The sequence below is a fragment of the Bacteroides sp. D1 genome, assembly GCF_000157095.2.
Lineage (GTDB): Bacteria > Bacteroidota > Bacteroidia > Bacteroidales > Bacteroidaceae > Bacteroides > Bacteroides xylanisolvens.
In genome coordinates, this window is sequence record NZ_JH114342.1 from 234,197 (window position 1) to 248,006 (window position 13,810).

At 40.1% G+C, this 13,810-nt stretch carries 13 protein-coding genes and 1 tRNA gene; 6 read left to right on the forward strand and 8 right to left on the reverse strand.

The window, feature by feature from the left end:
• Both BSAG_RS25660 and BSAG_RS10900 read right to left on the reverse strand, forming a co-directional pair.
• Window positions 1–255 (reverse strand): hypothetical protein (locus BSAG_RS25660; RefSeq protein WP_008997555.1); only part of this gene is annotated, 255 nt, incomplete at its 3' end.
• Window positions 256–404: 149 nt separating this feature from the next.
• Window positions 405–478: transfer RNA gene (locus tag BSAG_RS10900), tRNA-Arg, on the reverse strand.
• 286 nt (window positions 479–764) lie between these two features.
• On the opposite strand from BSAG_RS10900, the gene BSAG_RS10895 reads away from it, so the two are divergent.
• The 6 genes from BSAG_RS10895 (at window position 765) to BSAG_RS10870 (ending at window position 6,681) form a co-directional block, all read left to right on the forward strand.
• Window positions 765–1,499, forward strand: coding sequence for a hypothetical protein (locus BSAG_RS10895; RefSeq protein WP_004295839.1), 735 nt, complete (start codon window positions 765–767; stop codon window positions 1,497–1,499).
• A 127-nt stretch (window positions 1,500–1,626) separates the two neighbouring features.
• A complete protein-coding gene (locus BSAG_RS10890; protein WP_004316883.1) occupies window positions 1,627–2,634 on the forward strand; it encodes an aminodeoxychorismate synthase component I in 1,008 nt (335 codons plus the stop codon).
• Window positions 2,618–3,214, forward strand: coding sequence for an aminotransferase class IV family protein (locus tag BSAG_RS10885; protein ID WP_004316882.1), 597 nt, complete (start codon window positions 2,618–2,620; stop codon window positions 3,212–3,214). Before BSAG_RS10890 ends, BSAG_RS10885 begins: the two co-directional genes overlap by 17 nt.
• 277 nt (window positions 3,215–3,491) lie before the next feature.
• Window positions 3,492–4,166, forward strand: coding sequence for a DUF2461 domain-containing protein (locus tag BSAG_RS10880; protein ID WP_008770653.1), 675 nt, complete (start codon window positions 3,492–3,494; stop codon window positions 4,164–4,166).
• A gap of 37 nt (window positions 4,167–4,203) precedes the next feature.
• Window positions 4,204–4,650, forward strand: coding sequence for a YhcH/YjgK/YiaL family protein (locus tag BSAG_RS10875; protein WP_008019991.1), 447 nt, complete (start codon window positions 4,204–4,206; stop codon window positions 4,648–4,650).
• 18 nt (window positions 4,651–4,668) lie between these two features.
• Entirely contained in the window at window positions 4,669–6,681 is a 2,013-nt protein-coding gene (locus BSAG_RS10870; protein WP_004316879.1) for an alpha amylase C-terminal domain-containing protein, read from the forward strand.
• Between the two features lie 87 nt (window positions 6,682–6,768).
• On the opposite strand, the gene BSAG_RS10865 is transcribed toward BSAG_RS10870, so the two are convergent.
• The 6 genes from BSAG_RS10865 to BSAG_RS10840 all read right to left on the reverse strand — a co-directional run bounded on the left by BSAG_RS10865 (window position 6,769) and on the right by BSAG_RS10840 (window position 13,210).
• Window positions 6,769–7,257 (reverse strand): PepSY-like domain-containing protein, encoded by a 489-nt coding sequence (locus BSAG_RS10865; protein ID WP_008640124.1) that lies wholly within the window; start codon window positions 7,255–7,257, stop codon window positions 6,769–6,771.
• Between the two features lie 141 nt (window positions 7,258–7,398).
• A complete protein-coding gene (locus BSAG_RS10860) occupies window positions 7,399–9,096 on the reverse strand; it encodes an alpha-amylase family protein (RefSeq protein ID WP_032811213.1) in 1,698 nt (565 codons plus the stop codon).
• 53 nt (window positions 9,097–9,149) lie between these two features.
• Window positions 9,150–9,956 carry a patatin-like phospholipase family protein gene (locus BSAG_RS10855; protein ID WP_004316876.1) on the reverse strand — a complete coding sequence of 269 codons (807 nt, stop codon included), beginning with the start codon at window positions 9,954–9,956 and terminating at the stop codon, window positions 9,150–9,152.
• Between the two features lie 240 nt (window positions 9,957–10,196).
• Window positions 10,197–11,744: a 4Fe-4S binding protein gene (locus tag BSAG_RS10850; protein ID WP_008770654.1), complete on the reverse strand. Its 1,548-nt coding sequence runs from the start codon at window positions 11,742–11,744 to the stop codon at window positions 10,197–10,199.
• Between the two features lie 7 nt (window positions 11,745–11,751).
• Window positions 11,752–12,687: a DUF362 domain-containing protein gene (locus BSAG_RS10845; protein ID WP_004316874.1), complete on the reverse strand. Its 936-nt coding sequence runs from the start codon at window positions 12,685–12,687 to the stop codon at window positions 11,752–11,754.
• Window positions 12,688–12,700: 13 nt separating this feature from the next.
• Window positions 12,701–13,210 carry a hypothetical protein gene (locus BSAG_RS10840; protein WP_004316873.1) on the reverse strand — a complete coding sequence of 170 codons (510 nt, stop codon included), beginning with the start codon at window positions 13,208–13,210 and terminating at the stop codon, window positions 12,701–12,703.
• Between the last annotated feature and the right edge of the window lie 600 nt (window positions 13,211–13,810).

Below are 13,810 nucleotides of genomic sequence, written 5' to 3' on the forward strand. Positions count from 1 at the left end.
ACGCTTGATACGTAAATAAACGGCTTTACCACGGATAGGGAAGTCCTGAACTTCAATCTCAGGGAGGAAACCTTTTGAGTGAAGATGTAGATCTGAGTACTCAGAAGGAATAGTGGCTTTCTCCTCTAAATAAAGAATAAAGCAAGTATCCTGAGAAACATGATTGACTAGGGTAAAGTAATCAAGGATTCCTGAAGGCAAGAACAAGCTTAAAGAAGCAACAGGATCAATCGTTTGGGAAGAGGATGTTTTCATGATGCAAAAATAAGAATTTTAACGCAATCTCCCAAGGTTTCAGACTGAGCCGGTACGTGAAAAAATATCAAGTAGGCAACATGTGGACGATTCTATTAAATGAAAAAATCGCAAACGCTATTTTAATAGCTGTTTGCGATTTCTCTAAGTGATTCCGAAGCGATTCGAACGCTTGACCCACGCCTTAGAAGGGCGTTGCTCTATCCAGCTGAGCTACGGAACCAGCCTTATTTTCGGATGCAAAGGTAGTGCTTTTTATGAAAATTCAAAAACTTTCCGGCACTTTTTTATTCATATTTTTCTTTATGGCTATGAATCAGTAATTTATAAAAGAGAAATATTTTGTTTAGTTATATGGTTTGGGATGAATAAATAGGAAAACGTCATTTTTACGAAGAATAACGAAAGTTATATAGGTTTCAAAAAGGTCAAAAAAATAAAATACGGTTGTGTTTTTCTATTATAACTTCTACTTTTGGACGATAAACAACTAAAAAACACATAAAGTTATGAAGAAATTGATTTTTTTATTTGCATTTTGTATTGTAGTGACTAATGTTTTTGCACAAACCGCCCCAGAGCAATTGAAAAAAGAAGGAAATGATGCATTTAATGCTAAAAATTATCCAGTAGCGTATGCGAAGTTCAGCGAATATCTGAAACAGACTAATAATCAAGATTCTGCAACAGCTTACTATTGTGGTATAGCAGCAGACGAAGTGAAAAAGTATGCGGAAGCCGTGACCTTTTTCGATATTGCTATTCAGAAAAAATTTAATATAGGAAATGCGTATGCTCGTAAAGCTTTGGCTTTAGATGCACAAAAGAAGACTGCTGAATATGTAGCTACATTAGAAGAAGGGTTGAAAGTCGATCCTAAGAATAAGACAATGGTGAAGAATTATGGTCTTCATTATCTAAAAGCAGGACTTGCAGCACAGAAAGCAGGAAAAGCAGAAGAAGCTGAAGATTGTTTTAAGAAAGTAATTCCTTTGGATCACAAGCAATATAAAACAAATGCATTGTACAGTTTAGGAGTTCTGTGCTATAATGATGGCGCTAATATCCTGAAGAAAGCTGCTCCTTTGGCAAATTCTGATGCAGATAAATATGCTGCAGAAAAAGAAAAAGCCGATGGTAGATTTAAAGAAGCATTAGACTATCTGGAAGAAGCTGCTAAGATCTCTCCGGAAAATGAAAATGTGAAGAAGATGCTTCCTCAAGTAAAAGCTGTTATGAAGTAATTTGACCAATCTTATAAATGATAAAGGGTTGCCGATATGACACATCGGGCAACCCTTTTTTATTGCTATCTTTTTCTAATCTATACTTTTTGCGTACATTTGCCTTCCCTAAACGTAGAAGTATTTTATGCACTTATATAATAAGGAACAGGCTATCAAACGAATGAATCAGTTTGGACAACACCATCGTCCTTTTGTTTTTATTATCAATTATCTGCAGGATGCATCTTATATAGAAGAGGTTGCTGCTGTTGATTCTACTGAACTTTTGTATAATTTGAATGGATTTACCAATCAAGCTACGTCAACTGAAAAGTATACACCTTCTTTTTCTGCTAAACCAGCGAACTCTATCCATTGGCAGCCTTCTGCAGAATCTTTCTATTCCTATCAACGCTCGTTTAATATTGTCCGACAGAATATCTTGGCTGGAAATAGTTTTCTCACAAATCTGACTTGTCGCACTCCGGTAGATACCAATCTCACTCTGAAAGATATTTATTATCACTCTAAAGCGATTTATAAGCTATGGGTTAAAGACACTTTTACTGTTTTTTCTCCAGAAATATTTGTGAGAATTCATCAGGGAAAAATTAGCTCATACCCGATGAAAGGGACTATTGACGCTTCCATTCCTTCTGCTGCCCAATTATTGATGAACGATCCTAAAGAGGCGGCAGAACACGCTACTATCGTAGACTTGATTCGTAATGATTTAAGCATGGTTGCCAATCAAGTGTCCGTTTCCCGGTATCGGTATATCGATACATTGCAGACTAATCAGGGGGCGATTCTTCAGACAAGCTCTGAAATCCAAGGCATATTGCCGGAAAACTATCCGGAACATTTGGGAGAACTTATTTTCCGACTTTTGCCAGCCGGTTCCATTACCGGTGCCCCCAAGAAAAAAACGATGCAGATTATTCGGGAAGCTGAAACTTACGACAGAGGATTTTATACAGGAATTATGGGCTATTCGGATGGAATTAATCTGGATAGTGCCGTTATGATACGTTTTGTAGAACAGGAAGGAGAAAAAATGTATTTTAAAAGTGGAGGTGGAATCACCTGTCAGAGCGATGCGGAAAGTGAGTATAACGAAATGAAACAAAAAGTATATGTACCCATTTATTGAGACTATCCGGATAGAGGATGGACAGATTTATAATCTTGATTATCACACAGAGCGTTTCAATAGAACCCGTGCGGTCTTTTGGAAAGATAGTGTTCCGCTTGATTTGCGTGAGTATATATCGCCACCAGTTTTAAACGGGATTCATAAATGCCGGATTGTGTATGGAAAAGAAGTAGAAGAAGTCACGTATGCTCCTTATCAGATGCGGAAAGTGGCCTCTTTGCATCTGATAGAATCCGATACCATTAATTACACTTACAAAAGCACACATCGAGAAGAACTGAACGCTTTGTATGCCCAAAGAGGAATGGCAGATGATATTTTAATCGTGAAAGACGGCTATCTGACAGATACTTCTATTGCCAATATCGCCCTCTACGATGGGTACACATGGTTTACTCCGGCTCATCCGTTACTCCGGGGAACGAAACGGGCGGAACTTCTGAATAAGCAATTCATTGTTGAGAAAGACATTGCGCAAGTGCATTTAAACGACTATTCACATATCATGTTATTCAACGCCATGATTGACTGGGAACGTATTGTATTGCCTATAAATGAGGAACATTTCATTCTATAAACGATAATTAACTGAAATATACAGAGTATTGCTGAACAAATGTCACTTTTGTACTGTTATATTTATGTGTTTTTCATAGTATTAGATATAAGATTAATTAAAGAGATTGTACTCCACTTGTGAAAGCTAAAGTACGTCAGAGACAGAAGAGTCTGTTTTTTTGATAAATGTGTTAAAGCATCGGTTTTACCAGGCCGATGCTTTTTTTATGTCCTTTTACCCCCTTTTGTAGTTTATATGAAATAAAATTTGTACGTTTGTAGAGTAATAATAGAAAATGATAAAGATGAACATACCCGTTATCTTTCAGTTTTTAAAAGATCTTTCCGCGAATAATAATCGTGAGTGGTTTAATGAGCACAAGGCAGAATATGAAACAGCCCGTGCCGAGTTCGACAACTTTTTGGCAACAGTGATTGCCCGTATTTCCCTGTTTGATGAAACTATCCGGGGAATTCAACCCAAAGACTGTACTTATCGCATTTACCGGGATACCCGCTTCTCTGCGGATAAAACACCTTATAAAATACATTTCGGCGGCTATATCAATGCCAAAGGAAAGAAATCCGACCATTGTGGATATTATGTCCACTTGCAGCCGGATGGTTCGATGCTTGCCGGAGGAAGCTTGTGTCTGCCTTCCAATATCCTGAAAGCAGTGCGTCAGTCTATTTATGACAATATCGAAGAATTTGTTGCGATCGTAGAAGATCCGGAGTTTAAGAAATACTTTCCGGTGATAGGGGAGGATTTTCTGAAAACAGCTCCGAAAGGCTTCCCGAAAGACTTCAAGTATGTCGATTATTTGAAATGTAAAGAGTATGTTTGCTCTTATAATGTTCCTGATGACTTCTTTACCCGGCCGGATATGTTGGAACAGATGGACAAAGCGTTCCGCCAGTTCAAGCGGTTTGCTGATTTTATAAATTATACGATTGATGATTTTGAATAAATAATGCCTAGAATATAAACTTTAAAATTTAACTTATATGGTAGTAGATACTTTAGAAAATCTGGAGAAATATGCGTCTTTAAATCCTTTGTTTGCACAAGCCATTGACTTCTTGAAGTCTCATGACCTCCAAGCCATGGAAATTGGTAAGACAGAACTGAAAGGGAAAGATCTGTTCGTGAATATCGCACAAACCAAGCCTAAAACAAAAGAGGAAGCCAAACTGGAAACTCATAACGAATTTATTGACATTCAAATCCCGTTGTCGGGAACAGAAATTATGGGGTATACCGCTGCTAAAGATTGTGTTCCGGCAGATGCACCTTATAACGCAGAAAAAGACATTACTTTCTTTGAAGGATTGGCAGAAACATACGTTACCGTAAAACCGGGAATGTTTGCTATCTTCTTCCCGCAAGACGGTCATGCTCCCGGCATCACTCCGGATGGTGTGAAAAAAGTAATCGTAAAAGTAAAAGCATAATCCTAATTCAATTCTGATATGGAAAAGACACTTAATCTCATAAAAAATGATCCCTGGCTGGAACCTTTTGCTGGTGCTATCACCGGGCGTCATCAGCATGTATTAGACAAGGAAGCTGAATTGACGAATAAAGGCAAACAAACCCTTTCAGATTTTGCATCGGGGTATCTTTATTTTGGATTGCATCGCACCGATAAGGGATGGACTTTCCGTGAATGGGCGCCCAATGCTACTCATATTTATATGGTGGGTACATTTAATAATTGGGAGGAAAAAGCAGCCTATAAGCTGAAAAAACTAAAGAATGGCAATTGGGAAATTAACCTGCCGGCGGATGCCATTCATCATGGCGATCTCTACAAATTGAATGTATACTGGGAAGGCGGACAAGGCGAGCGTATTCCTGCATGGGCTACTCGTGTGGTGCAGGATGAACAGACCAAGATATTCAGTGCACAAGTCTGGGCTCCGGAGAAACCCTATAAATTCAAAAAGAAAACATTTAAGCCCGACACGAATCCACTGTTGATTTATGAATGTCATATCGGAATGGCACAACGGGAGGAAAAAGTGGGCACTTATAACGAATTCCGCGAGAAAATACTTCCCCGTATTGCTGAAGAAGGGTATAATTGTATCCAGATTATGGCCATTCAGGAACATCCTTATTATGGAAGTTTCGGCTATCATGTATCCAGCTTTTTTGCTGCCTCTTCCCGTTTTGGTACTCCCGACGAATTGAAAGCATTAATTGATGCCGCTCATGAGATGGGAATTGCTGTGATTATGGACATTGTTCATTCACATGCAGTGAAGAATGAAGTAGAAGGATTAGGAAACTTTGCCGGTGATCCGAATCAGTATTTCTATCCGGGCGTTCGTCGCGAACATCCGGCTTGGGATTCTCTATGCTTCGATTATGGCAAGAACGAAGTGATTCATTTCCTGTTGTCTAACTGCAAGTACTGGCTGGAAGAATATAAATTTGACGGCTTCCGTTTTGACGGAGTCACTTCTATGCTATATTATAGTCATGGTTTGGGTGAAGCCTTCTGTAACTATGGAGATTATTTCAACGGTCATCAGGATGATAATGCGATTTGTTACCTGACATTGGCTAATGAAGTGATTCATCAGGTAAATCCGAAAGCGATAACCATTGCGGAAGAAGTTTCCGGTATGCCGGGGCTGGCTGCAAAAATAGAAGATGGCGGTTACGGCTTCGATTATCGTATGGCCATGAACATTCCGGACTATTGGATCAAGACAATCAAAGAAAAGATTGATGAAGACTGGAAACCTTCCAGCATGTTCTGGGAAGTAACCAACCGTCGTCAGGATGAGAAGACCATTTCGTATGCAGAAAGCCACGACCAGGCATTAGTGGGAGACAAGACAATTATCTTCCGTCTGATTGATGCCGATATGTACTGGCACATGCAAAAGGGAGATGAAAATTATGTTGTCAACCGAGGTATCGCTTTGCACAAGATGATTCGTTTATTGACCTCTTCAACCATCAACGGAGGTTATCTGAACTTCATGGGAAATGAATTCGGGCATCCCGAATGGATTGACTTCCCGCGTGAAGGTAACGGATGGTCATGTAAATATGCCCGTCGTCAATGGGATTTGGTAGACAACAAGAATCTGACCTATCATTATATGGGTGATTTTGATAAGGATATGCTGAAAGTTCTGAAGAGCGTGAAAGACTTCCAGGCAACACCTGTTCAGGAAATATGGCATAATGATGGCGATCAGGTATTGGCATACGGACGTAAAGACCTTATATTTGTCTTTAACTTTAATCCGAAACAGTCATTTACCGACTATGGATTCCTGGTAACTCCGGGAGCTTATGAAGTAATATTGAATACGGACGACGTTGCATTTGGAGGAAACGGTTTGGCAGATGATTCTGTAGTGCACTTCACTATTGCCGATCCGCTGTACAGTAAGGAAAAGAAAGAGTGGTTGAAACTCTACATTCCTGCCCGTACCGCCGTAGTGCTTAGAAAGAAGAAATAATTTTATCTTTAAATAAGAAGCCCCTGCAACTATCATTGTATATCTGCAGGGGTTTTCTCGTATATTGCGCTATTGAATGATTTAGTTCTAGTTTACCAAAAAGGTACTTGGGCCGAGAATATCATACATATCACTCACATTGCGTGTTTTCAGTAATACTCCTTGTGGAGTATAGAATAACTGATATTTGATGTCAACGTTATCTTGGCCTACTTTAATTACAATAATAGCTTGCCATTTAGGAAACTCTACCATCGTCACATTATCTACCACCCAACTTGCGTATGGCCCGGATACAAAAGCATTATAGACTGCCGGTGACAGACGATCAAGGCTAACAAGATCAGTCTGTGTCATCACCCATTGCCCCCGGACGTTAAACCACACATTTTTAGTAAATCCGTTCATTACAAAGTTGGCGCAATAATATCCGTCATCTTGTGACCAGGCGATACCATTTGCTTTGGGATACATTTTCTTGAAAGTTGCCTGTACATTGCCGGGAGGGGTATCTCCAAAAACAGATGTAGATAATAGCAAAAACAGTGTGATCGCACAAATCATAAATTTCTTCATAAGCTTTGAGTTTAGAGAATTAGTTATAACTAAACAGCCTTTGCGAATATTTGTTTGAGCGATGTACATAAAATAATCCTCCGGGCATTTATAAGTGAAATGCCCGGAGGATAAGGAGTATGCGGTTCTTACTCTTTTTACTTAAAAAGTAATCTTTAAAATTTTTCCGTTATAACCTCCGACTGAAACGTCTGTCGGTTTATAAGGTAATAAGCAGATTTCTTCTTTAGCACCGGTCATCAAATCAATGGCCTGATAAGACTCCATTTGAGGAATCTGCAAAAAGTCGAAGGCATGTGAAGGCACGTTGATGGCAACATCTACCAGTTGACTATCGAAATTAATAACGAAAAACAGAATTTCGTTTTTGTATTTTCGCATAAAAGTATATTGTTTATGCTCATTGAAACGCCATCCGTTTATATTGGCATACATCAAGTCAAAGAATACCCCCTTTTTGATTGCCTGCTCTTCGTTGCAAAGCGTCAGTACTTTTTGATAGATAGAGTAGAGGTGCTTATGTTCTTCAGTAAGCATTTTCCCGTCAAACTTTCCTCCGTTACGCCAACGACGTATAGTATCTACGCTCCAATAATCAAATATGGTAGTCCGTCCGTCTCTTCCGCTGAATCCTTCGCTATCCATGCCCAGCTCTCCGAACTCCTGACCGAAATAGATCATCATAGGATTGGTGTTCATACAAGCAGAAACAATTAGTGCGGGAATCCCTTTACGCGGATTACCGGCAAAGAAATCAGATGCGATACGTTGCTCATCGTGGTTCTCCAGGAAGTTGAGCATTTTTTTCTCGATTCCATTCAGACTTTGCCAGCAATGAGTGATTGCAGTGGCAGATTCATATCCGCAGGCTACGTTCCGTAATGTATCGTACAATCCTACCTTATCATATAGATAATCAAACTTGCCACGGAACAGATAGTTACGATATTCACTGGGATTATAGACTTCTGCGATAAAAAGTATTTCAGGATAAACCTCTTTTACTTGAGGAATAGCCCATTCCCAAAATTCAACGGGAACCATTTCTACCATGTCACAACGGAAACCGTCAATGTTCTTTGACGCCCAGAAAAGAAGAATGTCCAGCATCTTTATCCAAGTGTCCGGAGTCGGGGAGAAGTGGCAGGTACCGCCATTCTGATAATCCACTCCATAGTTTAATTTCACCGTTTCATACCAGTCGGTGATATTAGGCGTAGCATCAAAACGATTGTTACCGGTAGCTTTAGCCGGAAATTCCCGGTAAGGCTCTGCTGCACCGTCTTTCATATCGAACTGGGCACGAAGTTCCGCTTGCGGGATATAATAGAAATTATTGTATGGACTGAAAGATTGGCTGGGGTCATCGTTAGCCCCCAATTCCGTCGTACCGTCGGGCTGTGCGTCCGAATGGTACTGGCGTGCTACGTGATTAGGTACAAAATCTATAATCACTTTCAAACCTGTGCGATGTGTACGGTGTACCAGGTTCTCAAATTCTTTCATACGTCCCTGTACATCGTTGGCCAGGTCAGGATCTACATCATAATAATCCTTGATGGCATAGGGAGAGCCAGCTTTTCCTTTCACAATGGCAGGATGATCCGGACTGATGTTATAACGACGATAATCCGTTTGAGTGGCATGTTCGATGATGCCTGTATACCATATATGTGTAGTACCTAATTTTTTGATTTCACCAAGTGCCTTGAGCGTGAAATCAGCCATTTTTCCACACCCGTTGGTGGTAATGTCTCCATTGTAGACACAGTGGTTGTTGTTATTTCCAAACAGACGGGTGAACACTTGATAGATAATTATTTTATTTTCGTCATTCATATAGAGTAGATTATTAATATTCGTATTCATTCTTTTTTCCGATGGATAGGAGGTTACTTCCATATTTTCCCTTTTTCTTCCAACAGTTGATTAAGCACTTCATTGGCTGTATTATATCCCTGTCCGAAGATTTCTTCTGCTTTCTCCAGTTCGGTATTGCTATATCCGTATAAATTGTATGGTTCGATTAATAAATCACACTTTTCCCTTTCTGGAAAAGTATTGGCGCGGAACATAAAATGGAATGAACGCATAGCAATGCTTACAATATTCATTTTGTAGTCCTGTGCCATGATGGGGCTTACGTTGACAGCCACCACCTTGTCGCACACTCTACGCAGGGTAGAGACAGGAAGATTCATCATCAATCCTCCGTCTACATAGTTAGTGCCATCTATATTGACTGGTGCGAACATAACAGGCATACAACAAGAAGCAGCAACCCGTTCAGCAATACTGCCGCGGTGAAAATGAACCATGCGTCCATGATCGAGGTCGGTTGCTGTGATAATCAGAGGAAGTTGTAAATCTTCCAAGTTTTTTGCTTTAACGTTGGTTCGGAGAAAGTCTATAAATTCACAAAGGTCAAATAATCCTTTTTTAGGAATTACCAGTTTGGTTAAATCCTGGAATTTATGTCCGGAGAAATAATCAAGAACTTTGTGGGGTTCGTTGCCATCAGCATAAAAGACACCGGCAAGTGCTCCTGCGCTTACTCCGGAGATGATTTCCGGCTTAATATCATGCTCTAAAAGAGCTTGCATAACTCCCAAATGGGCAAATCCTTTAATAAATCCTCCGCTTAGTGCATAGCCAATCTGATATTTCCGGCTATTCCTGTTATTTGTGAATACCTCCATGAGTTGCTTTCTTTAGTTCGCCACGAATTTAGTGAATTTATTGAAAGTAGGAGGAATATAATGAATAGTTTTTTTAAGAGAACGTTATAAGTAGTTTTTTGTTATCCATAGAACACAATAAATGCGGATAACATGGAACTTTAATTGCGTAAATATAAAGTTTTGTTATCCGCATTTAAATATATCACAATAGAGCACAAATATACGGATGGAATCTTTTACACCGGCACTGTGTGCTGATTAGAATCCGAAATCGTCTATCTCCACTTTATGTTCTTCGTTTTCTTTAAAAGGTTTTGCTTCTTTTTGTACTGGATTTCCTTCGATATAGATAGCGCGGAATGGACGGGCAGGACAAACATATTCGCATCCTCCACAACCTACGCATATTTCTTTGTTTACATGAGGGATCGTTAATCCGTCTTTATATGGTACCATTGCCACAGCCTGTGTAGGACAGTGCTCGGAACACGCTCCGCAACTGGTTCCATCAGTATAAACGATGCAATTTTCTTCGATAAAAACAACATATCCCATTTGTGTAAGATGTTTTTGCTCTACACTTATGGGAAGAATTGCTCCATTGGGACAAACGTCTCCGCAAACAGTACAGTCAAAATTACAAAATCCTTTCTCAAAACTAACGGTCGGCTGCATTATGCCTGCCAAACCATACTCCATAAAAGCAGGTTTCAGGACATGAGAAGGGCATTTGCTGACACAAAGATGACAGGATGTACATTGCTGTTGAAAGTGTTCCCGACTGATAGATCCCGGAGGAGTGATTGGATTCTCCTTTTTGTATGCCTTTTTGCCTTCCAGTCTAGCAACGGATTCTTTGGCTTGGGATAGGAGTTTGGGTGCAGCCCCGGCAGTAACAAGACCGGCAACCAAAAAGCAGCGTTTGGATGAATCCGTGTCCGGTGATGATGGCACAGGGGCTTCTACGTTTGCTTGTTGTTTCTTTAAAGAAGGGTTGTAGACCAATGCCTTTTGCTTGCATGCTCCCAGGCAGTCGAAACAATCTACGCAGCGGCTATAATCAATGGCATGTTCTTTACTATTGATGCAGGAGGCTTTGCATTTGGTAGCACAAAGCCCGCATCCATTACATTTCGCAGTATCGATACGGATCTTAAATAATGAAAAGCGGCTCAATAATCCCAATACTGTTCCTACGGGACAAACCGTATTGCACCATGTCCGCCCGTGTTTCCATGCCATTACAAAAATAACTGCCAGAGTGATAATAGCAATGAGAAGAGAAGAAATGCTTAAAACAGAGGTATCTACCTGATAAAATGTATAATTGTCGAACCTGGAAAAGACGGATTCCAACAGATTATTCCCCAACATGTAGATAGGTTTGAATATATGCACTACCACACGTCCATACGCGCTGTATGGATCGAGTAGGCCTACAATAAATGTAAATCCGCATAGAAATCCGATTACTGTCAGTCCGAGTATGCCCCAACGCAATTTGTTTTTCGCGGGACTGTAACTATATCTTTTTTTCTTTTTCCCTGTTGATTTTGAAATGCGTGCAATGACATCCTGCAAAATACCCATAGGGCAAATTGTAGAACAATAAACGCGTCCAAACAAGAGCGTTAACACAGTGAGAAATAATAAGATACCTATACTTAGTGAAAGGACAGCTGGAACAAACTGCAAATGTGCCAGCCGATGAAAACTGTTCGGTAATATTTCTGCGAAATCGAGAAAAAAGAAAGAAATCAGCACAAATAAAAGTGCTGATATTCCAATACGTAGCCTTCTTAACATTGTTATTTTACATCTTAATTCGCTTGACATTCAGCTTGTCAATGTTCATGGTTCCTATTTTCAGTGCTTCTCCTTTAGCGAGGTGTCCCACAGTATCTAGTGGCATCTCACGTACTTGATTGAAGAATTTGGCGGCAGCCGTGTCCACTGCTACAATATCCGGTGAAATGAACAGTCCTTTTGCTAATACGACATCCGAGGCAGAACGTCCTCGCGGGCCATTGGTTTTCATGATACGATAAGCGTCCACTACGTTAAGCACAGCTTTCTTTTGCAGTGTGCAGATATCGGCAATACATTGCTGCAAGTCATTCTGGTGGAAAAATCCACGGTCCCAGACAATTCCCATGTGATTTTTCATTGAGATAGTCAGATTGGCGCCCCCGTGATTTTTCAGGATGGGAACATTGATCCATACATCGCAATTCAGGATGGCTTCATGTATCTTTGCTTTCTTCATCTTCTGACCGTTGGGTAAGTTTACCGGCTTGTAATAAGACTCCAAATGAGCAGGCATTACTTTTGCTCCGGCAGCTTTTGCCGCCGCTTCGATGCCGCTGTTTTTGTAACACTTCTGCCAATCGTCACAAGTATGATCGAATACGGTCACTTCTTTAGCTCCGGCAGCAAAGCATTGTTTCACGATTTCAGCAATCAGTTGCGGGTTGGTGTTTCCTGCCAGTTCCGGCACTTTATCCCAACCGATATTAGGTTTTACGACCACCTTCTGTCCCGGTTTGACGAATTGTTTCATACCGCCCAGTTCGCTGATAGCACGGCGGAACATAGCTTCCGGCTCTCCACCCATAACGGCTACTAAGTCCGGATTGCCTCCGTTCGTATTATTAATAGTCTGGGTTAATATCTCCATTGCCTCCGAATGCTGAATACTCAATGCGGCACCGGTTATGGCTACTGTTTTTAAAAAGTCCCTTCTGTCCATTTTTGTTTTTACTTTAGAGTTTTGCAATCGCTTTCAGTAGGGCGTAGCCACCAAACCATTGAATTAACATACCGGGAATACCAATGCGGAAATCTTGCACTGCTGCATGGAAATTTCCGATGAATGCCCATTCAAAAGCAGTTCCTATAATCTGATAGGAGAGAACGACACCGAGAATAGCCCATAAAGAAACGGATTTCAGTGTTCGTGCAGCCAAGGCGGAAGTACCGGCAAGTAAAGCGGATTTTATCAATATAATGGGGAGTGCAGCTCCCGAAGGCATTGCAAATAACAGGTGATTGATGACAGGAGAAAGAATTGCTGTCAGTAATCCCACACGAAAGCCATATTTATAAGCTGCGATCAACGTGAAAAAATAGATCGGCAATAAAGTAGGGCCACCGTATGGTACAAGATGACAGATTTGTGGAAGTGCAATGTTGCCTGTCACAAATAGCAGGGCAAAGAGGTAAGTTCTTACATTGCTGTAATTCAGTGAATAGAGTTTAGCAGATGTTTCCATTTTCGTTGATAACTTTAAAGTTTAATAGAACGATAATATATAAAAAATTAGACTTCTTTCCGCAGAAAAGGTTTAATCCGGACAAAGAACTATTTGCTAAAGTAACTGTCTAAAATTAGTTAATAGAAAAAAGGAGACTTCGTTGCGTTTTGAATAACAACTTATAATACGAACTAATTTAAGCATTTACTTTATGATATTAAAAATGGGACAGAAAAGTTTCAAGCCTATTTGAAACACTTTGTTTCACTACGGGAAACTGTTTGTTTCACCGCTTGAAACCATTCGTTTCACACCGAGAAACAAACAGTTTCAAGGCTTGAAACATATTTTGAAACTATTTGGTTTGTACTTTAGCCTTATTCGGCGCCCATTCTTTCGTAAGCACTCATTGTATGGCTCTTGTTTATCCTATCAGTCAGCTTTACCTTTGCACAGAACTTAAAATTTTATTCTTATGGACTCTACTGATTGTTTTTTAGAGATTCTTTCTGCTTATCAGTCATCCGACAGTGGTTGCCAAGTCTCTCTTTTGGAGTATTGCCATCGTTTTGGCGTTGATTATTATAAATTCCTTGGCTGGTATCGTCATTACAAGTG

Coding starts and splice junctions, on each gene's coding strand:
- BSAG_RS10890 (WP_004316883.1), top strand. CDS start 1,627: ATGCACTTATATAATAAGGAACAGGCTATCAAACGAATGAATCAGTTT.
- BSAG_RS10885 (WP_004316882.1), top strand. CDS start 2,618: ATGTACCCATTTATTGAGACTATCCGGATAGAGGATGGACAGATTTAT.
- BSAG_RS10870 (WP_004316879.1), top strand. CDS start 4,669: ATGGAAAAGACACTTAATCTCATAAAAAATGATCCCTGGCTGGAACCT.
- BSAG_RS10850 (WP_008770654.1), bottom strand. CDS start 11,744: ATGTTAAGAAGGCTACGTATTGGAATATCAGCACTTTTATTTGTGCTG.
- BSAG_RS10865 (WP_008640124.1), bottom strand. CDS start 7,257: ATGAAGAAATTTATGATTTGTGCGATCACACTGTTTTTGCTATTATCT.
- BSAG_RS10860 (WP_032811213.1), bottom strand. CDS start 9,096: ATGAATGACGAAAATAAAATAATTATCTATCAAGTGTTCACCCGTCTG.
- BSAG_RS10840 (WP_004316873.1), bottom strand. CDS start 13,210: ATGGAAACATCTGCTAAACTCTATTCACTGAATTACAGCAATGTAAGA.
- BSAG_RS10875 (WP_008019991.1), top strand. CDS start 4,204: ATGGTAGTAGATACTTTAGAAAATCTGGAGAAATATGCGTCTTTAAAT.
- BSAG_RS10895 (WP_004295839.1), top strand. CDS start 765: ATGAAGAAATTGATTTTTTTATTTGCATTTTGTATTGTAGTGACTAAT.
- BSAG_RS10880 (WP_008770653.1), top strand. CDS start 3,492: ATGATAAAGATGAACATACCCGTTATCTTTCAGTTTTTAAAAGATCTT.
- BSAG_RS10845 (WP_004316874.1), bottom strand. CDS start 12,687: ATGGACAGAAGGGACTTTTTAAAAACAGTAGCCATAACCGGTGCCGCA.
- BSAG_RS10855 (WP_004316876.1), bottom strand. CDS start 9,956: ATGGAGGTATTCACAAATAACAGGAATAGCCGGAAATATCAGATTGGC.